Source organism: Synechocystis salina LEGE 00031 (assembly GCF_015207985.1).
Classification (GTDB): Bacteria; Cyanobacteriota; Cyanobacteriia; order Cyanobacteriales; family Microcystaceae; genus Synechocystis; species Synechocystis salina.
The window spans coordinates 23,188-48,802 of record NZ_JADEVV010000026.1 but is presented as its reverse complement, the minus strand read 5'-3'; the positions used below and the strand labels follow the sequence as shown (position 1 = coordinate 48,802).

Annotated in this window: 25 protein-coding genes; 18 read left to right on the top strand and 7 right to left on the bottom strand. The window is 50.1% G+C overall.

The window, feature by feature from the left end:
• The first annotated feature begins 2 nt into the window (after positions 1-2).
• The 4 genes from IQ217_RS10495 to IQ217_RS10480 all read left to right on the top strand — a co-directional run bounded on the left by IQ217_RS10495 (position 3) and on the right by IQ217_RS10480 (position 3,713).
• Positions 3-506: a YceD family protein gene (locus IQ217_RS10495; RefSeq protein WP_194019897.1), complete on the top strand. Its 504-nt coding sequence runs from the start codon at positions 3-5 to the stop codon at positions 504-506.
• A 113-nt stretch (positions 507-619) separates the two neighbouring features.
• The gene (gene ilvA, locus IQ217_RS10490; RefSeq protein ID WP_190597499.1) at positions 620-2,146 is read left to right on the top strand and encodes a threonine ammonia-lyase, biosynthetic; all 1,527 of its coding nucleotides are present in this window, start codon (positions 620-622) and stop codon (positions 2,144-2,146) included.
• Between the two features lie 414 nt (positions 2,147-2,560).
• Entirely contained in the window at positions 2,561-3,124 is a 564-nt protein-coding gene (locus IQ217_RS10485; RefSeq protein WP_190597501.1) for a cell division protein SepF, read from the top strand.
• 199 nt (positions 3,125-3,323) lie between these two features.
• Positions 3,324-3,713 (top strand): phosphomannose isomerase type II C-terminal cupin domain, encoded by a 390-nt coding sequence (locus tag IQ217_RS10480; RefSeq protein WP_190597503.1) that lies wholly within the window; start codon positions 3,324-3,326, stop codon positions 3,711-3,713.
• Between the two features lie 48 nt (positions 3,714-3,761).
• On the opposite strand, the gene IQ217_RS10475 is transcribed toward IQ217_RS10480, so the two are convergent.
• On the bottom strand, positions 3,762-3,974 hold the full coding sequence (locus IQ217_RS10475) for a BrnA antitoxin family protein (RefSeq protein WP_255512794.1): 213 nt from the start codon (positions 3,972-3,974) through the stop codon (positions 3,762-3,764).
• A gap of 25 nt (positions 3,975-3,999) precedes the next feature.
• A complete protein-coding gene (locus IQ217_RS10470) occupies positions 4,000-4,272 on the bottom strand; it encodes a BrnT family toxin (protein WP_194019896.1) in 273 nt (90 codons plus the stop codon).
• A gap of 254 nt (positions 4,273-4,526) precedes the next feature.
• Here IQ217_RS10470 and groES point away from each other — a divergent pair, with 254 nt between their 5' ends.
• The 4 genes from groES (at position 4,527) to cimA (ending at position 9,309) form a co-directional block, all read left to right on the top strand.
• Entirely contained in the window at positions 4,527-4,838 is a 312-nt protein-coding gene (groES, locus tag IQ217_RS10465; RefSeq protein ID WP_190597507.1) for a co-chaperone GroES, read from the top strand.
• Between the two features lie 96 nt (positions 4,839-4,934).
• Positions 4,935-6,560, top strand: a complete 1,626-nt coding sequence (gene groL / locus IQ217_RS10460; RefSeq protein WP_194019895.1) for a chaperonin GroEL — start codon at positions 4,935-4,937, stop codon at positions 6,558-6,560.
• 425 nt (positions 6,561-6,985) lie between these two features.
• Complete coding sequence (locus IQ217_RS10455) at positions 6,986-7,567, top strand: NUDIX hydrolase (protein ID WP_194019894.1); 582 nt, start codon at positions 6,986-6,988, stop codon at positions 7,565-7,567.
• A gap of 98 nt (positions 7,568-7,665) precedes the next feature.
• On the top strand, positions 7,666-9,309 hold the full coding sequence (gene cimA, locus IQ217_RS10450; protein WP_194019893.1) for a citramalate synthase: 1,644 nt from the start codon (positions 7,666-7,668) through the stop codon (positions 9,307-9,309).
• A 274-nt stretch (positions 9,310-9,583) separates the two neighbouring features.
• Here the strand turns inward: cimA and IQ217_RS10445 are convergent, their stop codons facing one another.
• The 4 genes from IQ217_RS10445 to IQ217_RS10430 form a co-directional block, all read right to left on the bottom strand.
• The gene (locus tag IQ217_RS10445; RefSeq protein WP_194019892.1) at positions 9,584-10,321 is read right to left on the bottom strand and encodes a DUF4336 domain-containing protein; all 738 of its coding nucleotides are present in this window, start codon (positions 10,319-10,321) and stop codon (positions 9,584-9,586) included.
• 275 nt (positions 10,322-10,596) lie between these two features.
• Positions 10,597-11,889 (bottom strand): PAS domain-containing sensor histidine kinase, encoded by a 1,293-nt coding sequence (locus IQ217_RS10440; protein ID WP_194019891.1) that lies wholly within the window; start codon positions 11,887-11,889, stop codon positions 10,597-10,599.
• Between the two features lie 111 nt (positions 11,890-12,000).
• Positions 12,001-12,981 carry an acetyl-CoA carboxylase, carboxyltransferase subunit beta gene (gene accD, locus IQ217_RS10435; RefSeq protein ID WP_194019890.1) on the bottom strand — a complete coding sequence of 327 codons (981 nt, stop codon included), beginning with the start codon at positions 12,979-12,981 and terminating at the stop codon, positions 12,001-12,003.
• A gap of 113 nt (positions 12,982-13,094) precedes the next feature.
• A complete protein-coding gene (locus IQ217_RS10430; protein ID WP_194019889.1) occupies positions 13,095-14,540 on the bottom strand; it encodes a circularly permuted type 2 ATP-grasp protein in 1,446 nt (481 codons plus the stop codon).
• Between the two features lie 289 nt (positions 14,541-14,829).
• Here IQ217_RS10430 and IQ217_RS10425 point away from each other — a divergent pair, with 289 nt between their 5' ends.
• The 8 genes from IQ217_RS10425 (at position 14,830) to gloA (ending at position 23,393) form a co-directional block, all read left to right on the top strand.
• On the top strand, positions 14,830-15,210 hold the full coding sequence (locus IQ217_RS10425) for a slr0373 family blue light stress response protein (protein WP_194019888.1): 381 nt from the start codon (positions 14,830-14,832) through the stop codon (positions 15,208-15,210).
• Between the two features lie 84 nt (positions 15,211-15,294).
• Positions 15,295-16,800 (top strand): stress-responsive protein Ycf46, encoded by a 1,506-nt coding sequence (gene ycf46, locus IQ217_RS10420; protein WP_194019887.1) that lies wholly within the window; start codon positions 15,295-15,297, stop codon positions 16,798-16,800.
• A gap of 133 nt (positions 16,801-16,933) precedes the next feature.
• A complete protein-coding gene (locus IQ217_RS10415; protein WP_190597526.1) occupies positions 16,934-17,284 on the top strand; it encodes a DUF1257 domain-containing protein in 351 nt (116 codons plus the stop codon).
• Between the two features lie 183 nt (positions 17,285-17,467).
• Positions 17,468-18,694, top strand: coding sequence for a hypothetical protein (locus tag IQ217_RS10410; RefSeq protein WP_194019886.1), 1,227 nt, complete (start codon positions 17,468-17,470; stop codon positions 18,692-18,694).
• Between the two features lie 42 nt (positions 18,695-18,736).
• On the top strand, positions 18,737-20,851 hold the full coding sequence (locus IQ217_RS10405; RefSeq protein ID WP_194019885.1) for an acylase: 2,115 nt from the start codon (positions 18,737-18,739) through the stop codon (positions 20,849-20,851).
• Between the two features lie 21 nt (positions 20,852-20,872).
• Positions 20,873-21,511 (top strand): dTMP kinase, encoded by a 639-nt coding sequence (gene tmk / locus IQ217_RS10400; protein WP_194019884.1) that lies wholly within the window; start codon positions 20,873-20,875, stop codon positions 21,509-21,511.
• Between the two features lie 140 nt (positions 21,512-21,651).
• Positions 21,652-22,884: a CHAT domain-containing protein gene (locus tag IQ217_RS10395; RefSeq protein WP_228024063.1), complete on the top strand. Its 1,233-nt coding sequence runs from the start codon at positions 21,652-21,654 to the stop codon at positions 22,882-22,884.
• Positions 22,885-22,997: 113 nt separating this feature from the next.
• Positions 22,998-23,393 carry a lactoylglutathione lyase gene (gene gloA / locus IQ217_RS10390; RefSeq protein WP_194016276.1) on the top strand — a complete coding sequence of 132 codons (396 nt, stop codon included), beginning with the start codon at positions 22,998-23,000 and terminating at the stop codon, positions 23,391-23,393.
• A gap of 204 nt (positions 23,394-23,597) precedes the next feature.
• Here gloA and IQ217_RS10385 read toward each other — a convergent pair whose 3' ends face one another.
• Positions 23,598-24,377: an SDR family NAD(P)-dependent oxidoreductase gene (locus IQ217_RS10385; RefSeq protein WP_194019883.1), complete on the bottom strand. Its 780-nt coding sequence runs from the start codon at positions 24,375-24,377 to the stop codon at positions 23,598-23,600.
• A 449-nt stretch (positions 24,378-24,826) separates the two neighbouring features.
• Here IQ217_RS10385 and IQ217_RS19250 point away from each other — a divergent pair, with 449 nt between their 5' ends.
• Positions 24,827-24,955 (top strand): hypothetical protein, encoded by a 129-nt coding sequence (locus IQ217_RS19250; protein ID WP_265583633.1) that lies wholly within the window; start codon positions 24,827-24,829, stop codon positions 24,953-24,955.
• Positions 24,956-25,003: 48 nt separating this feature from the next.
• Positions 25,004-25,564, top strand: a complete 561-nt coding sequence (gene rsmD, locus IQ217_RS10380) for a 16S rRNA (guanine(966)-N(2))-methyltransferase RsmD (protein WP_194019882.1) — start codon at positions 25,004-25,006, stop codon at positions 25,562-25,564.
• Positions 25,565-25,615 lie beyond the last annotated feature (51 nt).

Sequence of the window (25,615 nt, the reverse complement as noted above, 5' to 3'; positions counted from 1 at the left end):
CCATGGTCATACAGCCCATTTATCTCCCCCATCTGCTCAAGCAGCCCCGGTCTACCCAGGTCTTGTCCGTTGACCAGGCGATCGCCGACTTAACAACCTTAACCCCAGTGCGGGGGACGGTGACGGTGCGCCATGGGGGAACCTTTTTGGAAGTGATAGCTGAGGCGGAAACAATTGTTACCCTCCACTGTGACCGCTGTGCCCAAAGCTATAACCAACGCTTGGCATTGGATACCAAGGAAATACTCTGGTTGGATAACCAAGGGGAGAATGCGCCCTTAGCCTCGGAACGGGAACTGAGTTGGGATGATTTGTCGGAAGTGTTGCCTCCCGATGGCCACTTTGATGTGGAAACCTGGTTATACGAACAATTTAATTTGGCTCTGCCCCTGAAAAACTTGTGTGGGAAAGATTGCCAAGCCCCCCAGGTACCTAATAACAGCCCAGACAATGGCTTTGATCGCCGTTGGGCAGCTCTAGCGGATTTAAAACAACAATTGAATTAACCAACTAGGAATCAGGGAAAATTCCTGGGACTTAGCTTGGTACAAGCCTCTGCCAAAGAATGGGAAACTGGAAAGGGTGATTTTAACCACTACCGTTTTTGCTCTCCTTTTCCATGACCACCGATTACCTCGAAAGAATTCTTAAGGCCCGGGTTTATGATGTGGCGATCGAATCTCCGTTGGATTTTGCTGCCAATTTATCCAAGCGGCTGGGTAATCGGGTTTACTTTAAACGGGAAGACCTACAGCCAGTATTTTCCTTTAAGTTGCGGGGTGCCTATAACAAAATGGCCCAGTTATCCCCGGAATTATTAGAAAAAGGAGTAATTGCAGCTTCGGCGGGTAACCATGCCCAGGGGGTGGCCCTAGGGGCTTCCAAGTTGGGCACCAGAGCCATTATTGTGATGCCGGAAACCACTCCCCAGGTGAAAGTAGAAGCGGTTAAAGCCAGAGGGGGAGTCGTAGTACTGTATGGGGAAACCTATGACGATGCCTATGGCCACGCGCGGCAGTTGGAGCAGGAAAAGGGGCTAACTTTTATCCATCCCTTTAATGATCCCGATGTGATTGCTGGCCAGGGCACCATTGGCATGGAAATCTTACGTCAGTATCAACAGCCCATTGATGCAATTTTTGTGGCGATCGGCGGCGGGGGACTGATTGCTGGGGTGGCGGCCTATGTTAAACGGCTCTATCCAGAAATTAAAATTATTGGTGTGGAGCCCAAGGATGCCGATGCCATGCGCCAATCCCTGGCGGCGGGGAAACGGATCAAGCTAGACCAAGTGGGGCTTTTTGCCGATGGTGTGGCGGTGCGGGAAGTGGGAGACCTAACTTTTCCCCTTTGTCAGCAGTATGTGGATGAAATTTTGGTGGTAGATACCGATGACACCTGTGCGGCCATTAAAGATTGTTTTGAAGATACCCGCTCGATTTTGGAGCCGGCCGGAGCCTTGGCCATTGCGGGACTCAAACAATATGTGCAAAGGGAAAACTGTCAGCAACAGACCCTAGTGGCGATCGCCTGTGGGGCCAACATGAACTTTGACCGATTAAGATTTGTGGCGGAACGGGCCGAATATGGGGAACAGCGGGAGGCTATTTTTGCCGTGACTATCCCCGAACAAAGGGGCAGTTTGAGAAAATTTTGTGAAGGGTTAGGCAAGCATAACATTACTGAATTTAGTTACCGCATTGCGGAGGGCCCTGATGCCCATATTTTTGTCGGCATTCAGGTGCAAAATCGTGGTGATGCTTCCCAGTTGGCCGCCAACTTCACCCGTCAAGGCTTTAAAACCCTGGATTTAACCGATGATGAGCTGACGAAACTCCACCTACGTCATATGGTGGGAGGCCGCCCTCCCCAGGTGACCCAATCGGAGAACCAGCGGGAATTACTGTACCGATTTGAATTTCCTGAGCGGCCGGGGGCATTAATGAAATTTTTGGGTTGTATGAATCCTGCCTGGAATATTAGTTTGTTCCATTACCGCAACCATGGGGCTGACTATGGCAGAATTATCGTTGGTATGCAGGTTCCCCCAGCAGAAACGGAACAGTGGCAACAATTTTTAGCTAATCTAGGCTACCGTCATTGGGATGAGAGTGATAATCCAGTTTATCGTCTCTTTTTACGCTAATTTTTTGCCCAGTTCATGCTAGTAATTAAAGGTATCTTTGCCCATTGCCTAGATTTCTGCCCTTGGTTACTGGTTCGGCCTCTGTCAGGGGAAAATCAAAAAATTCTCGGTAAAATATCGGCAAAAACCTACAAAAGTTAGGAACATTTTGGTAAATTGTCACGACAGGGGTAGGAAAACTAGAATTCGGTCATTTATTGACTGAAAAAGAAAGGGCCCGATCTTAGTAGCTCCTCGCCACTGAGTTGCCGCTCCTTTCCTCCCTGACCCGATGAGCAGCCCAATCTGCCAAGCATATCTGCGGTTGATGCCGTTTGCCATGGCCTAGGTCAATATCTTTCCTAGTCTTGGTTACGAGGCTGGTTCATCCCATTAACCCCTTTCACTTTACCCAGGAAATACGGACGGTAAACTATGATTTTGACCAAGTTAAAAGACTTCGTCGGCATCAGTGAACATGATGAGTACGAAGAAGATTACGATGAAGAAATGGAGTTGCCCCAAGCGGTGACCACTGCCCCACCGCCCGCAGAAGAAGTTGCCCCTCTCCCCCGCATTAGTCGGGAACCTTTAAGCTTAAATAATGACACCCCTATTGGTACAGGAGTAAGAAATAACGTGATTGGTATGCCCGGCATCAACAACAGTGTGGCAGAGGTGGTCGTCGTCGAACCCCATTCCTTCGATGAAATGCCCCAGGTGATTCAAACCCTACGGGAACGGAAGTCGGTAGTGTTAAATCTGAATGTGATGGACCCCGATGAGGCCCAACGGGCGGTGGATTTTGTTGCCGGTGGTACTTTTGCCATGGATGGCCACCAAGAACGGATTGGTGAGAGCATTTTTCTGTTTACCCCCAACTGTGTGAAGGTAAGCTCCCTGGCCGGCCGCAGTCAGGAATCCAACGATGCCCCCGCCAGCAGTGGTGCTGATTCTTTTCCCACTTGGGGCTATGAGACTAGCCGTTTGGCCCAGTAATCACTAAGCGGGAATTTTGTTGCAGCTGTTTTCGATCTTTTGATCGTTGCTTCAATTCCTACCCCAAATATCTAAAAGCTCTGACCTTGGTGATCGGGGCTTTTTTGTTGTTTGTTTGATTGCTCGGCAAATTCCGTGGCAGTTTAAAATTGAGGCAAGTCCGTGGTCTTTTTCACCGTTTGGCTTGATGTTGTCCACCATGAATGATTCCCCTGAAGCCCCAAGTCCGGCCCCCATGCCCCATCCCGAAACGACCCGTACTCCTCCCTGGGGCATGGTCACCATGTTGGAAGAGGGCCCCCGCTATCGCATTAACCGTATTGTGGTCAAACCGGGGCAACATATGAGTACCCAGATGCATTACCACCGTAGTGAACATTGGGTGGTGGTGTCGGGTACGGCCAAGGTGACTTGTAACGGCGAAGAGAAATTATTAAACCAAAAGGAGTCCACCTATGTGCCGATGAATACCCCCCATCGGGTGGAAAATCCCGGGGTGATTGACTTGGTGATGATTGAGGTACAAAACGGCGAATACCTGGGGGATGATGACATTGTCCGCTTTCCGGAAGAGCTTTCACCATCCTGATTGAAATATTTTCTGTCGGGGGACGATTAACTGGGATATTTCCGCCGATTAGCGTGTTTCTGACAATTCTTCGCGGAGAATACGTCTCAAATCTGTTTCTGTGATTGATTGTTCCGAAGGGGATTGAATGGATTGCTTTAACACCTGATTGATCAATGTTTGATAACCCATTCCTTTTGCCTCTGCTTCTGCCCGGAAATGGTCTAGAACGTCATTATCCAGATAAATCGTAATGCGGGTTTTTCCCTGAGATGGGATCATAGCCCCCCGTTTTCCTCCGGAAAAATCATATTCCTGTCTCATAAGTTTTTGTCTCCTGTTTCGTGGCACGTCGGGCTGAAATTAGGCGAATAATTGCCCCTCGCAAAGTATAAACAACAACGAAGATAGAGCCAGTGTTTCCCATTCCTACTGCAATAAAACGTTCTTCTATGACGGAGTCAGGATCGAGATCGTGAATAGCAAGAGGATCAAAAAAGACCATTTCAGCTTCTGCAAAGGAAACGCCATGCTTTTGCTGATTAGTTTTGGCCTTTTGGGGATCATACTCAAAGCCCATACATATATGGTATGCATTAGGAAGAGTTCGGTCGAAGAAGTAACAGCCCTGGCCCACATCAATGATCGCCCCGCGACAATCTTGACTCTAACTAGAACTCAATTTTTTCTCCTCAGTTCGGGAAACCACACTCACTGGGGTGTTGCACTGGGTCGATCAATTTAGCTAAATTAGCACTCGTGAGGTGGGAGTGCTAAGCCCCCCTCCAAAATCCCTACTGACCGTGCAAGACTATCATCTGGAGGATGACTTCTATGGCCGCTATTACCATTAATGTTTCTACTGTGAAACCCCTTGGCGATCGGGTGTTTGTGAAAGTAAGCCCCGCTGAAGAGAAAACCGCTGGGGGTATTTTGTTGCCCGATAATGCGAAAGAAAAACCCCAAATTGGTGAAGTGGTGCAAGTGGGCCCCGGCAAACGCAACGACGACGGCACCTACTCCCCTGTGGAAGTCAAAGTTGGTGATAAAGTCCTTTATTCCAAATATGCCGGCACCGACATTAAGCTTGGTGGCGACGACTATGTTCTGTTAACTGAAAAAGATATTTTGGCCTCCGTTGCCTAGGTCTATTAATTTTTACCGATCCTGACCTTTGCTAAGGCTTTCAGGATTTTTACCCATTCATCTATCCCATTAATCTGCCCACGAGGTTTTACTTTTATGGCTAAATCCATCATCTACAACGACGAAGCTCGCCGCGCCCTCGAGCGAGGTATGGACATTCTGGCAGAATCCGTTGCCGTTACCCTCGGCCCCAAAGGTCGTAACGTTGTTTTAGAGAAAAAATTTGGTTCTCCCCAAATTATCAACGACGGTATCACGATCGCCAAAGAGATTGAACTGGAAGACCACGTGGAAAACACCGGGGTTTCCTTGATTCGCCAGGCCGCCTCTAAAACTAACGATGTGGCTGGAGACGGTACCACCACCGCCACGGTTTTGGCCCACGCCATTGTCAAAGAAGGTTTACGGAATGTGGCCGCCGGTGCTAACCCCATTTCCCTCAAGCGGGGTATTGATAAAGCCACCGAATTTCTTGTTGCTCGGATCAAAGAGCACGCCCAGCCCGTGGGAGATTCCAAGGCGATCGCCCAGGTAGGAGCCATTTCCGCCGGTAACGATGAAGAAGTTGGCCAAATGATTGCCAATGCCATGGATAAAGTAGGCCAAGAAGGGGTTATTTCCCTGGAAGAAGGCAAGTCCATGACCACCGAGTTGGAAATCACCGAAGGGATGCGCTTCGATAAGGGTTATATTTCCCCCTACTTCGTCACCGACGCGGAACGGATGGAAGCGGTTCTTGAAGATCCCCGCATTTTGATCACCGACAAAAAAATCAACTTGGTGCAGGACTTGGTACCCATCCTTGAACAAGTGGCCCGCCAAGGTAAGCCCCTGTTGATCATCGCCGAAGACATTGAAAAAGAAGCTTTAGCTACCCTGGTGGTGAACCGTCTCCGGGGTGTGTTGAACGTGGCCGCTGTAAAAGCTCCCGGCTTTGGCGATCGCCGCAAACAAATGCTGGAAGACATTGCCACCCTCACCGGCGGTCAAGTAATCAGCGAAGATGCTGGCCTGAAACTGGAAAGCGCCACTGTGGATAGCCTCGGTTCTGCCCGTCGCATCAACATCACCAAAGACAACACCACCATCGTTGCCGAAGGTAATGAAGCCGCCGTTAAGTCCCGTTGTGAGCAAATCCGTCGTCAAATTGACGAAACTGATTCTAGCTACGACAAAGAGAAACTCCAGGAGCGCTTGGCTAAATTGGCCGGTGGTGTAGCGGTAATCAAAGTTGGTGCCGCTACGGAAACCGAAATGAAAGACCGCAAACTCCGTCTAGAAGATGCCATCAACGCCACCAAAGCCGCTGTGGAAGAAGGTATTGTTCCCGGAGGTGGTACCACCCTGGCCCACTTGGCTCCCCAATTGGAAGACTGGGCCAGCGGGAACCTCAAGGACGAAGAGTTAACCGGCGCCTTGATTGTGGCCCGGGCCCTGCCTGCTCCCCTCAAACGGATTGCCGAAAACGCCGGTCAAAACGGTGCGGTAGTCTCCGAACGGGTGAAAGAGAAGGAATTCAACGTCGGTTACAATGCCGCTACCCTGGAGTATGTGGACATGCTGGCCGCTGGCATCGTTGACCCTGCTAAGGTGACCCGTTCTGCTCTGCAAAATGCCGCTTCCATCGCTGGCATGGTCTTGACTACCGAATGTATCGTTGTCGACAAGCCTGAAAAAGAAAAGGCCCCCGCTGGTGCTCCCGGTGGTGACTTCGACTACTAAGACTTGCCCTAGGCCAATCTAGCGGTCTAACAACTCTTTTCTCATAAATTTTCAGGGAGGCTCCGGCTTCCCTGTTTTCGTTTTTGTCAGTTTTCTGCCCATTGTGATAAATTTCAGTCCTGTTAGGCGATCGCCCTGAAGACAAAAGATGATAGCGTGCACCCTAATTCACTCCCTCCTGGGTTAAGTTATTAGGATTTGACACCGCCAATGAGATATACCTGCAGCAGAACTAACTTTGCCTTTTCCAACGGACACCCTGCTCTGGTAAAAATAATCCTCTTGTTCCTGCTCTGCCACTAAATGCGTTGACTTTACTGCAATCGTCAAAGGACTGTTTTTCTGCCTTACCTTTGGTTAAGCATGGCGTTCGAGCTTAAGATTGACTAGACTCCAGATTTTTGCCGGTGCAATAGTCCAAAGCCATGTGGCATCTTCCCCCCAGTAATTTGCAAAAATGGCGTATTTGCCAAAGTCGGATGGTGCTAGATAATCCCTGGTGTCGGGTACGTCAGGATGCAGTGCAATTGCCCGATGGGACTTTGATTGATGACTATTTTGTTAATGTGCGACCGGAAATTGTCATGGTTTTGGCCGTAACTCCTCAACAGGAAATTATTTTTGTGCGGCAGTATCGCCATGGGGTGCAGGAGATTTTGCTGGAATTACCCGCCGGTAACTTTTTCCCCGACCAGGAAAGTCCCACCGCCGCCATTCGTCGGGAACTGGAGGAAGAAACCGGTTACCAGATTGCCAGTTTGCTCAATTTGGAGTGCATTTATGACAATCCCGTGAAAGATCAATCCCGTCTCCATCTTTTTCTTGCTCCCGATGTGACTCCCACAGGCAAAAAGGCCTGGGATGTAACAGAAGAAATTGAAGTGGTGTTAATGCCGATCGCCGTCGTGCGGGAGCAGATTTTTTCTGGACAAATTAGGGTGGCGGGCAGTTTGGCAGCTCTGTTACTAGGTCTAGAAAAAATGGCCCAACTTAATGGCGACAAGTGAATGTTGAGAGTTTTTTCGGGCGATCGTATGGCGTCGAAAAACCGACCTAAAATGAAGACAGATAGGCTCGGTGTCTATTTTCTTTTCCCCCATTTGCCATGACTGTTAGCAACAATCCCCTTTGGCTCTACGACACCATCCTCCGAGATGGGGCCCAGCGAGAAGGAATTTCTTTGTCCTTGACCGATAAATTAACCATTGCCCGTCGCCTCGACCAGTTGGGTATTCCCTTTATTGAAGGGGGTTGGCCTGGGGCTAATCCTAAGGATGTGCAATTTTTTTGGCAGTTACAGGAAGAGCCCTTGGAGCAGGCGGAAATTGTGGCTTTTTGTTCTACTCGCCGGCCCCATAAAGCAGTAGAAACAGACAAAATGCTCCAGGCAATTCTCTCTGCCGGAACTCGCTGGGTAACCATTTTTGGTAAGTCCTGGGATCTGCATGTGCTGGAGGGATTGCAAACTAGCTTGGCGGAAAATTTGGCCATGATCAGTGACACGATCGCCTATCTACGCAGTCAAGGGCGGCGGGTAATTTACGATGCCGAACACTGGTTTGATGGCTATCGAGCTAATCCTGATTACGCCTTGGCCACCTTGGCCACTGCCCAGCAGGCCGGGGCGGAATGGCTAGTGATGTGCGACACCAATGGGGGCACTTTACCGGGGCAAATTAGCGAAATTACCATTAAAGTCCTTCAGGGTTTAGGGTTGGACGGTCGATCTGAACATCAACCCCAACTGGGTATCCATGCCCACAATGACAGCGGTACGGCGGTGGCCAATTCCCTCCTGGCGGTGGAGGCCGGAGCTACCATGGTCCAGGGCACCATCAATGGCTACGGAGAACGCTGTGGTAACGCTAATCTCTGCACTCTGATTCCTAATTTGCAACTCAAACTCGATTACGATTGCATCAAACCGGAACAGCTAGCCCATCTCACCAGCACCAGTCGTTTGATCAGTGAAATGGTTAACCTAGCCCCCGATGACCATGCTCCTTTTGTGGGGCGATCGGCCTTTGCCCATAAAGGGGGAATCCATGTCTCCGCAGTGCAACGTAATCCCTTCACCTATGAGCATATTGCCCCGGATGTGGTTGGTAACGAGCGACGTATTGTGGTGTCAGAACAGGCCGGGCTGAGCAATGTTTTGTCTAAAGCAGAGTTATTCGGCATTGCCTTAGACCGTCAAGATCCCGCCTGCCGGGCCATTTTAGAAACCCTAAAAGATCTAGAACAGCAAGGTTACCAATTTGAAGCAGCGGAGGCCAGCTTTGAACTGCTGATGCGCCAGGCCATGGGCGATCGCCAACCCCTATTTTTAGTGCAAGGCTTCCAGGTACACTGTGACCTGCTCACCCCAGCGGAAAACCCCGCTTACCGTAATGCTTTAGCCACGGTGAAAGTAACTGTCAATGGGCAAAATATCCTGGAAGTGGCGGAAGGCAATGGCCCTGTGTCAGCCCTGGACCAAGCTCTGCGTAAAGCCTTGACCCGTTTTTATCCCCAAATTGCCGATTTTCACCTCACCGATTACAAGGTAAGGATTTTAGATGGGGGGGCCGGCACATCAGCCAAAACCCGTGTGCTAGTGGAATCCAGCAATGGCGATCGCCGTTGGACTACGGTGGGGGTCTCGGGCAACATCTTAGAAGCGTCCTACCAAGCTGTGGTGGAAGGCATTGAATACGGTCTGCGCTTACTAACCTGTGGACTAACTAATCAAGAGGTAATCTCCACTTGATATTCCTTGCTTAATCCTCACTCAATAGCGCAGTAGTTAGTAATTGCAAAATTTAGATATGGCTGCTTTAAATAAAATTAAGACAGGGGGTTTCATGGAGCAAAGCCAAACGATTGACTCCCAGGCTCAAGAAAGAGCGGTAAGCACTGTTAATGTAGTTTAGAGTGGTGTCAACGCCAAATACGAAACCTGGAATTTCTCCTGAAAGACTTGATTAAGAGCTTAGCCCCGACAGATAATCCAATGACAAACATAGTTAGCTTGGATGTAAAAGTTATTTTAGCCGACCAAAAGCACGTTTTATTTCAGCAGTGCCATCGGTAAGATAGCAACGACCATGGGCCAAAATCACCCGCTCCGGATTCCAGGCAATCATGGTATCAACCAAATCTCTTAAATGTTTTGGATATCGCCGGAAACTAGCTGCTATGTCCCTGGGCATTCCTCCATTGGGATCGCAAACTCCCCCCAGTCTTAGCAGAGGCCTTATCCAGCAAGGCATTTTATCGCTCTCAAAATTCTCGATCAGGTCAGTCAAAACCAGGGTCTTACTTTTACGATGAAAAAAAATCACTTCCCTGTGATAATCTGAGTCGGCCAGTCGCTGCTCAAATTCCCCTGACCATTGGCTTGGGGATTCATTGCCTAATTCATGATCAAAAGTTAACTTGATTGATTTACTTGCAGCACGTTCCACTGCTCCGGGGCTAACCCATGTGAGTGCCTCTTGAAAACGAGACTGCCATGCTGGAATCCAAGCATAGTGAATCCAATTTGGCGCAATGAGGTGACGAACAGAACCGAGGGCAGCGACCGCATCAGCCAGACCTTCTTGATTGGCAATGGGTGAATGGACCCAAATATCACCATTGGCTAACCTAACGACCGTCATTCTAGTGGGAAAGGGCATTCCATAAAATCTGATCCACCCCCCGTCGGCAATCCAAACATTTGGGGCGATGCTCTTGAGCTTATACAGCGGTTCATAGCCCGTTGCTCTACTTTCAAGCATGGATAAATCCCATTCAATAATCTATCTTCGATCTAAGTTTAGCTAACGTCCCTGTCAAACTGAGAGCCTGGTTACAAAGTTTTAGTTTGCCCTCTAAATTTCCTGATACTTGGGGACTTATATCTGTCTCCCTTCAACCTGAGGGGGAACTTTGCATGCCCTTTCCAAGATCACTAGAAGCAGTTTAAATCTGCTCTGGCCGCAAAAAATACCCTAACGTCCCTTTCCTTAGATTTCTGGTGCCTAAGCAAATTTGAGAAGATTCGCCTCTACACCTAGGAATTTTCATCCATATTGAGTTGATAGGGCAATTTAATGGTGAACATTGCTCCGCCAGTTTCATAATTAGCCGCCGTTAAATTTCCTCCGTGGGCCAGCACAATTTCCTTGGCGATCGCCAAACCCAGACCACTGCCATGGCGTTGACTTTCGGGATGTAGGCGGGCTCGGGAACTATCCCCCCGATAAAGCCGCTCAAAAATATAGGGCAAATCCCTTGGTTGAAAACCTAAACCCTGGTCCCGGATTGTCATGGTAATGCCCTGTTCCCCCAGGCTCCCGTGCACAAAAATTACTCCCTCCGGTGGACTATGTTTGAGGGTGTTATCCAAAATGTTCATCAAGACCTGTATAAGGCGATCGCCGTCCCCTTCTAGGTTCAACTCCGGCGGCCCTTGATAATCTAGGGTGATATTTTTCACCACGGCGATCGGGGTTAACCGCTCCCAAGTCAGGGAAAGCAAATGGCGTAAATTAATTGGTTCCGGTTCCAGATAGAGATTGGGATTAGCGGTAATTTGGGTCAAATGGAGCCAACTTTCCACCAAATTTTGCAACCGAGAAATTTCCTTCAGTAACCGTTCTGCCCAAGCCCCATCTTCGGCAGGTAATCGGGTTTGTAAACGTTCTGCAATTAAAGCCACCGCTGTTAACGGAGTTCTTAGCTCATGGGCCAGATCGGAAAAAGCTTGGTCTCTACCCTGGCGCAGGGCCGCTAAGGTTTGGCGATTTTCCACAAATACGGCCACTTTGCCTTCTTTGAGGGGAAACCCCGACCCCCTGAGAAAAATTGATTCTGGCGTTAGGGGACGGCTATTTTCCCGACTTTCCATGGCGGCGGTAAGGGGCGGGAAAAATGACCATTCCCGAGTTTGGCTTGTCTGGGTTTGGCGGGTACGCTCAATTAGTTGGTCTAATTCATAGGAGCGAATAAACTCCAAAAAGAGTCTGCGTTCCCCCGGTTGCCAATAGCGAATATGAAACAAACTCTCAGCCGCAGGATTACACCATTCCAAGTTATTTTCCTGATCAATTAACAAATAACCGAGGGGAGAAAGGGACATCACTCCCCGCCAATGGGCAATGGTGTCTAAATATTCTGCACAGAGATCATTTAAATGATTGATTTCTCGCCGCACCAAGGAAACAAGGGACAGGGAATGGGAAACCTCCTCGGTATCGGGTAGTCCGGTGAGTAATTTTTTAATTTTTTTATTGAGCCGAAACCGTTCGATCGCCCCGATGCCAAAACCAATTGCCCCACCGATCGCCAACGTAATTATTTCCATGTTCTAGCAGTTGCCTAGTCCGGAGCAGCATTTTGCCATCAAGGGTAGCGAATGGGAACCCATTGAATTCTAGTCCTTTTGCCAAACCGAATCACCGTCACTAATGATTACTTAACTATCTTGATTGACGGAAATTTGATTGTCCACCGCCAGGGCCGTATGGCTGAGCACCAACTCCGGGTTAACTTGTTTGGGGTCAGCATTGAGGGGGGGCAAAATCGGATAAAAGGGTTGATGGAGGCTAATCAACTGAGCCAAGGTTCTTTTCAGTTGGGGTCGGGGCACAATGGCATCGACAAAACCGTGGTGCATTAAGTATTCAGAAGTTTGAAAATCGTCAGGTAACTTTTCTCGCAATGTTTGCTCAATGACCCGTCGCCCGGCAAAACCAATGGTGGCCTTGGGTTCTGCCAAAATCAAATCCCCCAACATAGCGAAACTTGCAGTTACCCCGCCGGTGGTGGGATGGGTGAGCACGGGGATATAAAGTAACCTTTGCTCCTGATGTTTTTGCAATGCTCCAGAAATCTTGGCCATTTGCATGAGGCTCAACATTCCTTCCTGCATTCTCGCCCCACCGGAGGCACAGATAATGATCACCGGCAGTCTTTCCAGGGTGGCATACTCAATCAGCCGGCAGAGTTTTTCCCCCACCACGGAGCCCATGCTACCCCCCATAAAGCGGAAATCCATTACTCCCAGGGCGATCGGCAGACCGTCGAGGCGACCGTGGCCAGTTTGCACTGCGTCGGTCAATTCCGTTGCTTTTTGGGTATCGCGGATACGGTCTTTATAGGATTTGCGGTCTTTAAATTTGAGGGGATCGGTGGGTTGCAAATGTTCATTGATAGGTTGCCAAGTCTTAGCATCAATCAACTGGCGAATCCGCTCATCACTGTCCACCCGGAGATGGTGTCCACATTCGGCACACACCAGCCAATTGCCCTGCAAATCTTTGGTATAGGTCAACACACCGCAGGCCGGGCATTTAGTCCATAGCCCATCGGCCACCTCCCTTTCCTGGGGGGATTGGGGCTGGAGCATGGGGGGCTCAGCTTTTTCACGGTTAGCAAACCAATCAAATAGAGACATATTTGTTCGGGGACAGTGGCGATCGCAACGGTAATCCAAGACACATTTGCCATTCTACCAAGATCGTTGCCGGTGCTTTGGCGATCGCCCGGTTGTCAAGGTAAGAAAAGCCATTACTGCCCAGAACCTTGCAGCACCCAAGTATCCTTACTACCTCCCCCTTGGGAAGAGTTGACCACCAAAGATCCCTTCCGCAGAGCCACCCTAGTCAGGCCACCGGGATGGACGTAAATTTCATCGCCTCGGTTGAGAATGTAGGGACGGAGATCCACATGGCGACCTTCTACTTGATCACCAATCAAAGTGGGCACCCGGGAGAGATTAAGCACCGGCTGGGCAATGTAGTTACGGGGATTATGGCGGATGCGTTCGGCAAACTGCTCCCTTTCCTGGGGGCTGGCACTGGGCCCCATCAACATACCGTAGCCCCCGGCTTCGTTAGCGGATTTGACCACCAATTCCGCCAGATGGTCTAGCACATAATTTCTATCCTCTTCTCGCCAGCAGAGGTAGGTGGGGACGTTGGCCAAAAGAGGTTCTTCTTTGAGGTAATAATTGATCATCTCCGGCACATAGGCATAGATGACCTTGTCGTCCGCTACCCCTGTACCGGGCGCATTGGCCAGGGCCACCCGTCCTTGGCGATACACTTCCATTAAGCCCGCTACCCCCAAAAGGGAATCGGGACGGAATACTTCTGGGTCAATGAAATCGTCATCCAGGCGACGATAAACCACATCCACCCGCTGTAAACCTTTAGTGGTACGCATTTGTAGATAGCCGTCGGCCACCACTAAATCCCGGCCTTCCACCAATTCCACCCCCATCTGTTGGGCCAGGAAAGAATGCTCAAAGTAAGCGGAATTATTAATACCTGGGGTTAACACCACCACCACCGGGGCTGCCAAATGGGGCGGGGCCAGATTAAGCAGAGTTTCCAAAAGTTGACTAGGGTAACTGTCCACCGGTTGGATGGGAATGGTTTGGAACATGTCAGGGAAGGTACTTTTCATTACTCGCCGATTTTCCAAAACGTAGGAAATACCGGAGGGTACCCGCAGATTGTCTTCCAGCACAAACCATTTACCCTTGCCATCCCGAACCAAATCAGTGCCGGTGATGTGACACCAAACTCCGGCGGGGGGCTTGATGCCGATGCAGGGCTTAAGGAATCCACTGGCGGATTCCACAATGTCCAGGGGCATAATGCCGTCTTTAACAATGTGTTGGGGGCCGTAAATATCAGTCAAAAAACAATTCAGGGCTTTGATGCGTTGTTTCAATCCCTTTTCGAGCGATCGCCATTCCGCTTCAGCAATAATGCGGGGAATAATATCCACCGGGAAAATACGCTCTACCCCCTGGTCGTCGTTGTAAACCCGGAAAGTGACCCCAAGGTTAAAGAGAGCAATTTGGGCCGTTTCATGGTGTTGCCTGAGAATTTCCGGTGATAACTGCCCCATCCAATCGATCAGGGGAGCTGCTTGGGGTCGGGGCTGCCCCGGGGCGGAAAAAAGTTCGTCGTAAAAATTGCCTGGGTCGTAGCTCTGAAGTTGCATGGTTCCCCATCGATGGTGGTCTGGGCTTGGGCCATAGTGCCATTGCTAATTAGTTTTTGGCTATTTATTGGCTATTTAGGGGTGGAGGTCTTTTGTAAACTACAGCCGCTAACCCTTGGCCACGGTCCTATTATTCAGCTTGGAAGGAAACGAGGGCAGAGATTGTAATTGAAGCGACAGTTTCCTTAGCAATTTGGTCATTGTAACGAAATATTACAAAAATGCAGTTATAGTGGCTTAGTGGCTTGACAGGATAGTGGCGCGTGATTAAATTGGGGTACTATACCCGATGGGTAACCTAATCATTAGTGATATGCAGGACAAGCAAAAGGTCACACTTTATATGCCGCCGGGCATCCATCGGCAACTCCGAATTCGCTCAGCCATTGACGCTGAATCTATGTCGGCGATCGTAGAACGGGCCATTGATTTTTACCTCAAGCACCCGGACAAGGTCGAAGCCGAAGAAAAGTCAACCTATGGCAGAACCCATCAGGTGCATATCTGCCCCGAATGCGACGCCGCTATGGTGATGCGGGATGGTCAGATGATGTCCTTGAAGGATCAGCCCAGTGTCCTGAACGATAACGAAGAGTCTTCCCTCCCTCTGGTGGAGGATGCTCCGGTGACTGCCGATATCGATGGGGAAAAAATGTTGATTCCCTGCTGAGTTGACCAGTCTTTGGTTATCTCTAAGCAAAATCATTCGCATTGATTTCCTGTTCATTCCTTCCCTCAATTTTTGGTCGAACCCATGCAAGAAGAGCTGAGTGTACTCCTGAAAGCTCAATACCCCCTGATTTATCTCGTTACTTCCGAGGAAGAGCGGGCTGAGCAAGCGGTGTACCGCATCGTTCAGGAGGTCACCCAGCATCAACGGTTGTTTGTTTGGACTGTGACCCATGGCTTCCGGGAATACGGTGCCACCCAACAGAAAACCCACCACAATACCATCTCCCCCGAGGCGGCCATTGAGTGGGTGGTGCGCCAGGAACCGGGCATTTTCATTTTCAAAGACCTCCATCCTTTCATTTCTTCCCCGGCGGTGACCCGGTGGTTGCGGGAGGCGATCGCCAGCTTTAAGGGCACAGAAAAGGCGATCGTGCTCATGTCCCCCTACCAGGAAACTCCGATTGAACTGGAAAAGGACGTGGTGGTGTTGGATTTTGCCCTGCCCGATTTGGCTGCCCTCGATGGGGTGCTGGGGCAACAGTTGGGTAAGTCCCGCCATGCCTTGGGGGAAGATTCCCGGGAAAAACTGCTGAAGGCAGCCCTGGGATTGACCAAAGATGAGGCGGAAAAGGTCTATCGCAAAGCCTACGTCAAAGCTGGACAGTTAACCGAAGGGGAGGTAGAAATTGTCCTCTCCGAGAAAAAACAGTTAATCCGTCGCAACGGCATCCTTGATTACATTGAGGAGGATGAAACCATCCGGGCCGTGGGGGGACTGGAGGAACTGAAAAGATGGTTGACCCAGCGCTCCGACGCCTTTACCGAGCGGGCTCGGGAATACGGTTTGCCCCAACCCAAGGGCATGCTAATTCTGGGGGTGCCCGGTTGTGGTAAGTCCCTCATTGCCAAAACCACCTCCCGGCTCTGGGGTTTGCCCCTGCTGCGCTTGGACATGGGTCGAGTTTATGACGGTTCCATGGTGGGGCGATCGGAGGCGAATCTCCGCAATGCCCTGAAAACCGCCGAGTCCATTTCTCCAGCTATTTTGTTCATTGATGAATTGGACAAAGCCTTTGCTGGGGGAGCCGGTTCTGGAGACTCTGACGGGGGTACGTCCAGTCGGATCTTTGGTAGTTTCCTCACCTGGATGCAGGAAAAGACCTCGCCGGTATTTGTAATGGCTACGGCTAACCGGGTTGATCGCCTGCCGGGGGAATTTCTCCGCAAAGGGCGCTTTGACGAGATCTTTTTCGTTGACCTACCTTCTGCGGAAGAACGGGAAGCCATTTTCCGTATCCATCTCCATAAGCGGCGTAAAGATACCTCCCGTTTTGATCTGGGGGAATTGGCCGGCACCTCCGACGGTTTTTCCGGAGCCGAAATTGAGCAGGCGATCGTAGCTGCCATGTACGAAGCCTTTGCCCAAGAAAGAGAATTTAACCAGCTCGACATTATTGCAGCGATCAAATCGACGTTGCCTCTGTCGCGCACCATGGTAGAGCAGGTCACCGCGCTTCGAGATTGGGCCCGACAAAGGGCCCGGCCTGCCTCCGCTTCCGTGGCTGAATATCAGCGACTGGAGTTCTAACAAGCTTTCTCCTGTTTGTTGCAGGAGCAAAGACTAACCCAAGGGTTAGTAGTTTAAGATAAGCCGTTTTTATGGCGGCATTTCCCACTTCTCGATTGTTGTTGTTGACTTTTTTCTCTGGAGGAAATCCACCATGTCTCATTTCAGCACTCTCCGTACTAAGATCACGAACGCTGAAGTTTTAACATCTTCCCTTAATGACCTCGGTATCACCACCAAGACCGAAGCTGATGTGCGGGGCTACAATGGCCAACGCATCCGGGCTGACATTGTGGCCGTTCTAGATGGTGATTACGATTTAGGTTGGTCCCGCAACAGTGATGGTTCCTTCGACTTGATCGCTGATCTTTGGGGTGTGGCCAAAAAACATAATCAGACTGAGTTGATCAATTCCATCAACCAAAAGTACGCCGTTAACCAAACCTTAACTGAGGTAAAACAACGGGGCTTACAAAATGCCAATGTGAAGCTAGTCGTCCACTAAACTGCATTCCTTTGTTTCTGCAAAACGATTAGGATTTTCGGTGCGTTCCCAAGCCTCTTTCGGTAGCTGTCTTGATTGCAGGACGGCTACTTTTTTTCTGACCATATTCCGTTAAGCTTGGGTATGGGCGGGTTCCATTGTCATAATTAATTAAGCCGGTTTTTTTGGTTGTTTTTTGCTCCCATGTCTATTCCCCCTAGTGCTCTGGCTGATGTAGCCCACTATCTTGAAGAACAGGATGAGGGGCAAAGGATCAAGAAGTTACTGTTTTGTTTGTCGAAAAAATACTGGGAAAACGATCCCAATGTGCTCGACACTAATGGTTTGGATGCCCTATTGGCAGAGTTGGTAGTACAGAAACCGACGATTGAGCAGTTTACTTTTTCCCTTTATAAGCTAGTGAAAACCCTCAACCGTCCCAAGGCTTATGCGGCGGTGGCCAAAACCATACTGGATCAGTTAGGGCCAATTTATACAGCCTATGGGGAAACGGCCATTCCAGAGGCTGCCAAGGGTGAAGAAGGGGCGATCGCCGCAGTGTCCCCTGCAAATCAATCCCCAACTCCGGTGCATCGGGTGGTGGACCCCCAATATCAGGCCACCCAGATAGCCCACATTCTGGTTCAGCACCGAGAACAGGTCCGCATTCAAAAGTTAGTTTTTGCTGTGGCCCGGGGTTATTGGGAAAACAATCTCCAGGCCATCGAAGAGGTGGGGCTAGCTAATTTATTGTTGGAGTTACGGCAACGTTATCCCACCCCTAGTCAGTTAAAGGAAGGCTTTAGCCAAATTGTCAACAATATCAACAAATCCACTTTCTATCTGGCGATCGCCAAGTTGATTCTGGAGCAAATGCAGGTTCTTTACGATGGAGAGTCCCACCAAGTTGGCCACGCTGCCGTGCTAGAGAATGAACCCCAAACCAATTTGACCATGGCCCCTTCCCCTGGCGTATCGGCAAATAAGGCTCAAGCAACATCCATCGTCGATTTTGACGCTTTGCCCATACCTGCTCCTCCCCCTAAGCCCCGTCAAAGTGAACCAATTCTAACGGTGTTGGGGGCTGTGGTGCCTTCTCCCCCGGGTACTCCCCTCCAACAAGTCCAAACTGAAAAGAAGGAATACGACCTGTTTGAGATCCGCTCGGAGATTATGCAATATACCAATCCCTTACGGGCAAAAGTTTTGCTGTTTTCGGTGCTGTTTCAAAGTTGGGACGAACATAACCCAGACTGGAGTTTGGTGCGTAGTTATGCCCTAGACGACCTCGTGGAGCAACTTATCCTGAGCCGTAGACGACCCAACGAGGTGGAAATTAAGCTCAACGCCCTGGCCAGCCAAATGTTTGACCAGGAAGAATATCAACAAACCGCCCAAACTCTGATCAAAATTATTAAACCCCTATTCTAGTTTCGTTTAGAATTGAACCGCCAACGGAGATTTTCAGGACGAATGCTGGTGCAATTAAGGGGTACATTACGGCGGGGCGTAGGACTGGTGTTGCTATTTGTGCTGGCGCTGGGATTGGGCATTGGTAACCCGGTCTGGGCCAATAACAAAACAGAAATTTTTTGGGATAGCTGGGGAGTACCCCATATTTTTGCCCCCAATGAAACCAAGTTAATGGAAGCTTTCGGTTGGGCCCAGGCCCAGGGCCACGGGGATTTACTCCTCACCCTGTACGGTGAAGCGAGGGGCAAAGGGGCGGAATATTGGGGCATCGATTACCTGGATAATGACCAGTATGTGCACACCATGAATATCCCCCGGAGATCGGCAGTGTGGTTAAATGCCCAAACCCCGGCCATGCGCCGTGACCTGGAAAGTTTTGCCCAGGGTATTAATAACTACTTTCAACAACATCCTGATTTCAGTCAGCCTAGTTTGCGCCAAGTACTGCCCATTACCGCCCAGGATGTGGTGGCCCATGTGCAGAGGTTATTGCTGTTTGAATTTGTTACTAGCCCCCAAGCCATTGCTAGCCTAGCAGGGCAAATACCCGCCAGTAATGTGCCCATTGCCTCCAATGCCTGGGCGATCGCCCCGAAGCAAAGTGAGTCAGGCCATGGTTTATTACTGATTAATCCCCATCTACCCTGGAAGGGGAAATTTCGTCTCACGGAAGCTCAATTGGTGGCCCCTGGTCTGGATTTAACCGGGGCAGCCTTTGTGGGAACCCCTGTGCCGGCCATGGGTTTTAACAATAATCTGGGCTGGAGCTTGACGGTCAATTATCCCCACAACGTCGGTAAATATGCCCTCACTTTGACAGAAGGGGGCTATGAATGGGACGGGGAAGTTAAATCCTTTGATCGCCATAGTCACCAAATCAATATTCTCCAGGGCAATGGTAGTTACCAAACTCTGCAATGGGAAACCCTAGGCAGTGCGGCGGGTATGGTGGTGGCCCAACGGGGAGGCAAGGCCTACACCCTACAAATTCCCGGTTTGGATCGCAGTGGTGCCATTGGCCAATTTTTGCAGATGGGTAAAGCCCAAAACCTAGAGCAGTTCGAAGGGGCCTGGCGACAGCAGCAAATTCCCATGTTCAATGTGCTCTATGGCGATCGCCAGGGTAATATTTTTTATCTTTACAATACGTTGACCCCCATCAGGGAAGGCAGTTGGCAAGATTGGGACCGTCTGCAACCGATTAACAGCAGTACCGATTTAAACCCTGGTTACTACAGCTATGAACAATTACCAAAGCTGACTAACCCCAACAGTGGTTGGCTGCAAAACAGTAACGATCCCCCCTGGACCAGTACCTTTCCCCCGGAGTTAAATGCAGCGGATTATCCCCCTAATCTGGCCGCGCCGGATTTGAGTTTTGCCCCTGCTTTGTTACGGACCCAACGCTCCATTAAATTGCTGGAAAATACGTCGCCCTTGACCTTTGAGCAATTTAAGCAAAAGGCCCTCAGCAGTCAGATGGAATTGGGCGATCGCATTGTGCCTTTGTTGGTGTCGGCGGCCAAAGCCTTGGCTAATCCCATTGGCATTGAAGCGGCGGAGGTACTCCAGGCTTGGGACAAACAGGCTAATCCCGATAGTCGGGGAGCGGTATTATTTATGCTCTGGGCCCTGACCATTGGGGCTGATAAGGTTTTGGGGGGTCAATGGAATCCCGCTGATCCCCTCAATAGCCCCAGCGGCATGGCGGACATTAATAAATTTATGGCGGTGCTAGAAGGGGTGGCGGCCCAGGTGAAGTTTCTCTACGATGACTTGGCGGTTAGTTGGGGAGAAGTAGTGCAGATGCAAGCAGGGAATTTTACTGCTCCGGCCAATGGGGCCCCCAGTAACCTAGGAAGTTTTCGGGTGTTGACCCTGGGCACCATTGCCAACCAAAGATTCCAAGCCTTGGCCGGGGATAGTTACCTGAGCTTAGTGGAATTTGCCGATCGCCCTAGGGGCCAGAGCATTTTGGTCTATGGCAATGCCAGCCAGCCGGATTCCCCCCATAACGGCGACCAATTATCCCTGTATAGTCAGAATCTACTGCGCCCAGTCTGGCGATCGCCAAGGGAAATCAAAGCCCACTTGGAAAGAATGGAAACACTTTAGCGGGGAAGATTGGCAAAAGTTATGGCGGCATTATTTATTGTCCTCGAAGGCATCGACGGGTCAGGGAAAACAACCCAAGGCGATCTTCTGTGGGCCCATTTCCAACGTCAGGGCATGGCGGCCGTGCTCAGCCCCGAACCCACCAACGGTCCTGTGGGTCGCTTAATTCGTCAAGCTTTACAAGGAGATTTGTTTGCCTACAATGATGCCCAACAATTTGAAGCTCAAATGGGGTATTTGTTCGCCGCCGATCGCCATTATCATCTTTACAATCCAGGGGACGGAGTGGAGTCACAATTGGCCCGGCAATGCCATGTAATTACCACCCGCTACTACTTTTCTTCCTTCGCCTATAATTGCCACACCGAGGCAGACTGGGAATTTGTCCAACGCTTAAATCAATCCTTTCCCCACCCTGACTGTGTAATTTACCTAGACCTCCCTGTGGATTTGGCCCTAAAACGCCTTGGCGATCGCCAGCAACGGAATGATCAATCCCCCAGGGAATGCTATGAACAGCGAGAAAAGCTCACCAGTGTGCATCAAAATTACGAGAGGATTTTTGCCCATTACCCCGGTCAATGCTGTCGTCTGGATGCAAGCTTGTCGGTGGAGCAACTACACCAAGCCATTGTTACTAAAATTGAGGAAATGCTGTGAGTAAATTCAAGAAATTCCCATTTCCCTTTGGCCCATGGGGCCGGTTCGCCGCCGGAATGCTCCTGGGCCTATTTCTCCTCCTGGGATTTGTCCCCTGGGTAAAGGCTCAGGTAAACTTTTCGTCCCCGATTGTAGTCAGTTTGCAACCTAGTAATGCCCTGAATATCCAACAGGTCAATGAGCTAACTACCGATCTAGAAAGTAAATGGGCTGGTATTTACGAAGATTATTTTCAGGAAGATTTCTCCAGCCTGGGTCTAACCACCAAGGAAATTGGGGAAAAATTAGCTTCCCTCCAGCAACAAACTGGCCAAAAAGCGGCCATTTTTTGGATTAATCCCCAAGAAAAAGGGGTTTCCATTTGTTTATTAACTGGCGATCGCCCACCGGTGGGGGTGAAGGTGTTGAACACGGCAGAACAAAATCTGTTGGCCACCGTGCAACTGTTTTCTCTGCAAGTGAGTGATCCCCGCAACCAAAATTATCGGGCCACCGGCAAAAAGTTATATGACTGGTTGATTGCTCCCCTGGCGGATGAATTGAAAGCCCATGGCATTGACACCCTAATTTTTTGCGTCGGCCCGAAACTGCGCTCTCTGCCCTTTGCCGCTCTCTACGATGGAGAACAGTTTTTAGCCGAAAAATATGCCATCACCCGCATTCCCGGCTTTAACCTGACCGAGTGGGGCCCCACCGACCTCAGCCAAGCAGAGATTCTCGCCATGGGATCTTCCGAATTTAGTGACGCTGAACCGTTACCGGGAGTAGCTTTGGAGATTGCTAACATCACCCCCCAACCCTGGCCTGGGGTTGCCATACTAAACCAACAATTCACCGTAAAAAATTTGCAAGCGGCCCGCCAACAACAGCCCTTTGCCTTGGTGCATCTGGCCACCCACGCAGAATTTAATACCGGTTCTCCCGCCGACTCCTACATTCAATTTGTCAATAGTCGTTTGAACCTCAAGGAAATTAGGAATTTACAATGGCAGGATCCCCCCGTTGATCTTTTGGTGCTTAGCGCCTGCACCACCGCCCTGGGTAATCCCCAAGCGGAATTGGGCTTTGTGGGCTTAGCTCTGCAATCGGGGGTGAAATCAGCCCTGGGTAGTTTATGGCGGGTGAGTGACCTGGGCACCATGGCTTTAATGAGTGAATTTTACTGGCAGTTAAAGGCCAATTCTTTCAAGGCCAAAGCCCTGCAAGAAGCCCAAATTAAGATGATTAACGGGGAAATTGCCCTCCAGGGGGGGGAATTACAGGTGTCCCGGGGGGCGATCGCCGTGGAGGATGATTTTTTAACCGTGGGCAATCCTGAATTATCCCATCCCTACTATTGGGCCAGCTTTTCCCTCATTGGCAATCCTTTTTAGGAGCTGTGACAAAGGTTCACCACCACCAAAAACTGGAGAGACCAAACCCAAAGGCGATCGCCAAGATTTTGTTAGGATCTGCCTGTTGGCCAAACTTAGCTTATTAAAAACTTATGTTCTTACTACACACCATGATTCGGGTGGGAGATTTAGACAAATCCCTGCAATTTTACTGTGACATTTTGGGGATGAATTTACTGCGTAAAAAAGACTATCCCAGTGGGGAATTTACCCTCGCCTTTGTGGGTTATGGCAAGGAATCGGATAATGCGGTGATTGAGTTAACCCATAACTGGGGCACCGATAAATACGATTTGGGTAATGGTTTTGGTCATATTGCCCTGGGGGTGGAAGACATCTATGGCACTTGCGACAAAATCAGAGCTAAGGGGGGCAAAGTAGTGCGGGAACCGGGTCCGATGAAGCACGGCACCACCGTCATCGCCTTTGTGGAAGATCCCGACGGCTACAAAATTGAATTGATCCAAACTTCCTCAAAGAAGGATTAGGTTCGGACGGCTGAGGTGGATTCCCGATGGCGATCAGTATGGCCGTTGAGTCGTCCTTGTAACTAATCGCCTAGTGCCCCATGACGAAGAATGATTTTGCCCATCCCCCAAACTTACCGGCAATTTGGCGAGTTGATGGGGAAAAGGCAAACTTCGCAATGGAGTCCTAGGTTCCCAGGTAGAGAGTCTATCCCTGGGAGGGGATCAAACCGATTGGGGGGTAGCCAGCAACAGTACCCGCTCCAATAATCGGGGGGCAAAGCGTTGACACCACACCGCCAGATGGCTCTGCCAACCCACCAAGATTTCACTGCGGTTTTGTTTTAAACCTTTGACTAGGGATTGGGCCACCCGGCCAGCGGTCATGGCTCTGACCCAGCGGAATTTTTGCAGACCCTTGGCCATATCCGTATCGGTGAGGGTAGGTAACAGGGTAACCACCGCAATGTTATGGCGGGCCAATTCCCCCCGCAGAGCTTGGCTAAAACCGAGAATGGCAAACTTAGTGGCGGAATAGGTGGCCATGGTGGGGGCCGCCACTTTGCCCATCAAACTAGAAACGTTGACAATGGTGCCTTCTTTTTGGGAAACCATACGCCGGGCCACGCAACGGGTGATGCAATACAGCCCCATCAAGTTGAGGGAAATTTCTTGGTAAACGTCGGGGAAACGACTATGGAGAAAGGGATTTTGATAGGCTACCCCGGCACAGTTAACCAGTAAATGAATGGGGCCATGGTCCCGCCAAGTTCTGGCGATCGCCGTATTAACGGCCACGGGTTGGGTCAGGTCCAGGGGCAAGGCAATGGCCTGTAATCCAGGATGTCGTTGTTCGAGCTCGTCAGCCAATGTTTGCAAACTGGTGTGGTTGCGGGCCACAAGGATAATTTTTCCTAGACCTTGTTTGGTCAATTCTTCGGCGATCGCCCGGCCGATGCCCCGGGAAGATCCGGTCACTAAAGCGGTTTTGTTGAGTAAATTCATTGCTTACCTCCTATGGAATATGAGGCGTATCCCCCCTGTGGATAGATACGGAACGAATGCCGACAGGGAAAGATTTTGGGTTTAAGTACGGTATTGGTCAAAGATAGTTTCTCGCCAATCCCAAGGTTGAGCACTAACCTGCCATTCCAGGTGCTAGCGGGGAATGGGCCAAGGCAATGCCAGGAACTAGGCCTACCTAGAAACGATGGCCATGGTTCGATCTAAACGGGATGGAGAAAATTGGAAAATTAACGAGTTAGGTGGAGACAAACGGTGCTCCAGACAATGGCGGGCATAACTGTGGACCTAGACCCGAACCATCGCCTCGGATAGTTCTTCAGTCTAGGGTGTGGTGGCTTGACTGGCACTGATGCATGGGGAGCATGGTAAACGCCTCCTAAAATTGTTTCAGCGTGGTTAAATGCACTCTCTGAAGCACACGTTAACAGATGAAACAAGAAACAGCAACAATTCTTAATATTCTGGGGCCAGTTTGGCGATCGCCCCTGGCCAGAGGATTAGTTTCTGCCCCCTTTCCTTTCTTGCCCCGATGTGAGAATTTGAATAATTCCTTCTGAGCTTGCCTGAGCAGTTAGTAATGGGAGGATCAATTTTTATTTGGTGCTATGCGTATTTATGGCAATCGCCTCCTGAAAACCCTACCGGGGCAACAGACCAGACCCACCACAGGTAAAGTCCGGCTAGCATTGTTCAATATTTGGCGGGGAGAAATTCAGCACTGTCAGTGGTTGGACCTCTGTGCGGGCAATGGCACCCTGGGGGCGGAGGCCCTCTGTCGGGGCGCGGACAAAGTAGTGGCGATCGAGCAGTCCGCTAAAGTTTGCACCATCATCAAAGAAAATTGGCAAAAACTAGCTCAGCCTGGGCAACAATGGTCAGTTTTGCGGGGGGATGTGCTGAAATTGCTCCCAACCTTGAAAGGACAAACCTTTGACCGCATTTACCTTGATCCCCCCTATGCCAGTGGCTTGTACAACCCCGTTTTAACCCTAGTGGGAGAGTTGCAGCTCCTCACCCCTGCTGGAGAAATAGCGGTGGAATATGACCGACGCCATTGGCAACCACCGGAACAGATTGCTGGATTGGAATTGGTGCGCCAGAAAAAATATGGTTTGAGCAATTTAGCCTTTTATTGGCGGGAGCAAGGGGAAGTTTTGCCGATATAGTATTGTAGGTTGGCCCGCCGCCAGATTGTGAAGTTTTATTGTCAAGGGCGA

What these genes read in the sequence shown, in the direction of transcription:
- IQ217_RS10495 (WP_194019897.1), top strand. Translation starts at nt 3, where the DNA reads ATGGTCATACAGCCCATTTATCTCCCCCATCTGCTCAAGCAGCCCCGG.
- ilvA (WP_190597499.1), top strand. Translation starts at nt 620, where the DNA reads ATGACCACCGATTACCTCGAAAGAATTCTTAAGGCCCGGGTTTATGAT.
- IQ217_RS10485 (WP_190597501.1), top strand. Translation starts at nt 2,561, where the DNA reads ATGATTTTGACCAAGTTAAAAGACTTCGTCGGCATCAGTGAACATGAT.
- IQ217_RS10480 (WP_190597503.1), top strand. Translation starts at nt 3,324, where the DNA reads ATGAATGATTCCCCTGAAGCCCCAAGTCCGGCCCCCATGCCCCATCCC.
- IQ217_RS10475 (WP_255512794.1), bottom strand. Translation starts at nt 3,974, where the DNA reads ATGATCCCATCTCAGGGAAAAACCCGCATTACGATTTATCTGGATAAT.
- IQ217_RS10470 (WP_194019896.1), bottom strand. Translation starts at nt 4,272, where the DNA reads ATGGGCTTTGAGTATGATCCCCAAAAGGCCAAAACTAATCAGCAAAAG.
- groES (WP_190597507.1), top strand. Translation starts at nt 4,527, where the DNA reads ATGGCCGCTATTACCATTAATGTTTCTACTGTGAAACCCCTTGGCGAT.
- groL (WP_194019895.1), top strand. Translation starts at nt 4,935, where the DNA reads ATGGCTAAATCCATCATCTACAACGACGAAGCTCGCCGCGCCCTCGAG.
- IQ217_RS10455 (WP_194019894.1), top strand. Translation starts at nt 6,986, where the DNA reads ATGTGGCATCTTCCCCCCAGTAATTTGCAAAAATGGCGTATTTGCCAA.
- cimA (WP_194019893.1), top strand. Translation starts at nt 7,666, where the DNA reads ATGACTGTTAGCAACAATCCCCTTTGGCTCTACGACACCATCCTCCGA.
- IQ217_RS10445 (WP_194019892.1), bottom strand. Translation starts at nt 10,321, where the DNA reads ATGCTTGAAAGTAGAGCAACGGGCTATGAACCGCTGTATAAGCTCAAG.
- IQ217_RS10440 (WP_194019891.1), bottom strand. Translation starts at nt 11,889, where the DNA reads ATGGAAATAATTACGTTGGCGATCGGTGGGGCAATTGGTTTTGGCATC.
- accD (WP_194019890.1), bottom strand. Translation starts at nt 12,981, where the DNA reads ATGTCTCTATTTGATTGGTTTGCTAACCGTGAAAAAGCTGAGCCCCCC.
- IQ217_RS10430 (WP_194019889.1), bottom strand. Translation starts at nt 14,540, where the DNA reads ATGCAACTTCAGAGCTACGACCCAGGCAATTTTTACGACGAACTTTTT.
- IQ217_RS10425 (WP_194019888.1), top strand. Translation starts at nt 14,830, where the DNA reads ATGGGTAACCTAATCATTAGTGATATGCAGGACAAGCAAAAGGTCACA.
- ycf46 (WP_194019887.1), top strand. Translation starts at nt 15,295, where the DNA reads ATGCAAGAAGAGCTGAGTGTACTCCTGAAAGCTCAATACCCCCTGATT.
- IQ217_RS10415 (WP_190597526.1), top strand. Translation starts at nt 16,934, where the DNA reads ATGTCTCATTTCAGCACTCTCCGTACTAAGATCACGAACGCTGAAGTT.
- IQ217_RS10410 (WP_194019886.1), top strand. Translation starts at nt 17,468, where the DNA reads ATGTCTATTCCCCCTAGTGCTCTGGCTGATGTAGCCCACTATCTTGAA.
- IQ217_RS10405 (WP_194019885.1), top strand. Translation starts at nt 18,737, where the DNA reads ATGCTGGTGCAATTAAGGGGTACATTACGGCGGGGCGTAGGACTGGTG.
- tmk (WP_194019884.1), top strand. Translation starts at nt 20,873, where the DNA reads ATGGCGGCATTATTTATTGTCCTCGAAGGCATCGACGGGTCAGGGAAA.
- gloA (WP_194016276.1), top strand. Translation starts at nt 22,998, where the DNA reads ATGTTCTTACTACACACCATGATTCGGGTGGGAGATTTAGACAAATCC.
- IQ217_RS10385 (WP_194019883.1), bottom strand. Translation starts at nt 24,377, where the DNA reads ATGAATTTACTCAACAAAACCGCTTTAGTGACCGGATCTTCCCGGGGC.
- IQ217_RS19250 (WP_265583633.1), top strand. Translation starts at nt 24,827, where the DNA reads ATGAAACAAGAAACAGCAACAATTCTTAATATTCTGGGGCCAGTTTGG.
- rsmD (WP_194019882.1), top strand. Translation starts at nt 25,004, where the DNA reads ATGCGTATTTATGGCAATCGCCTCCTGAAAACCCTACCGGGGCAACAG.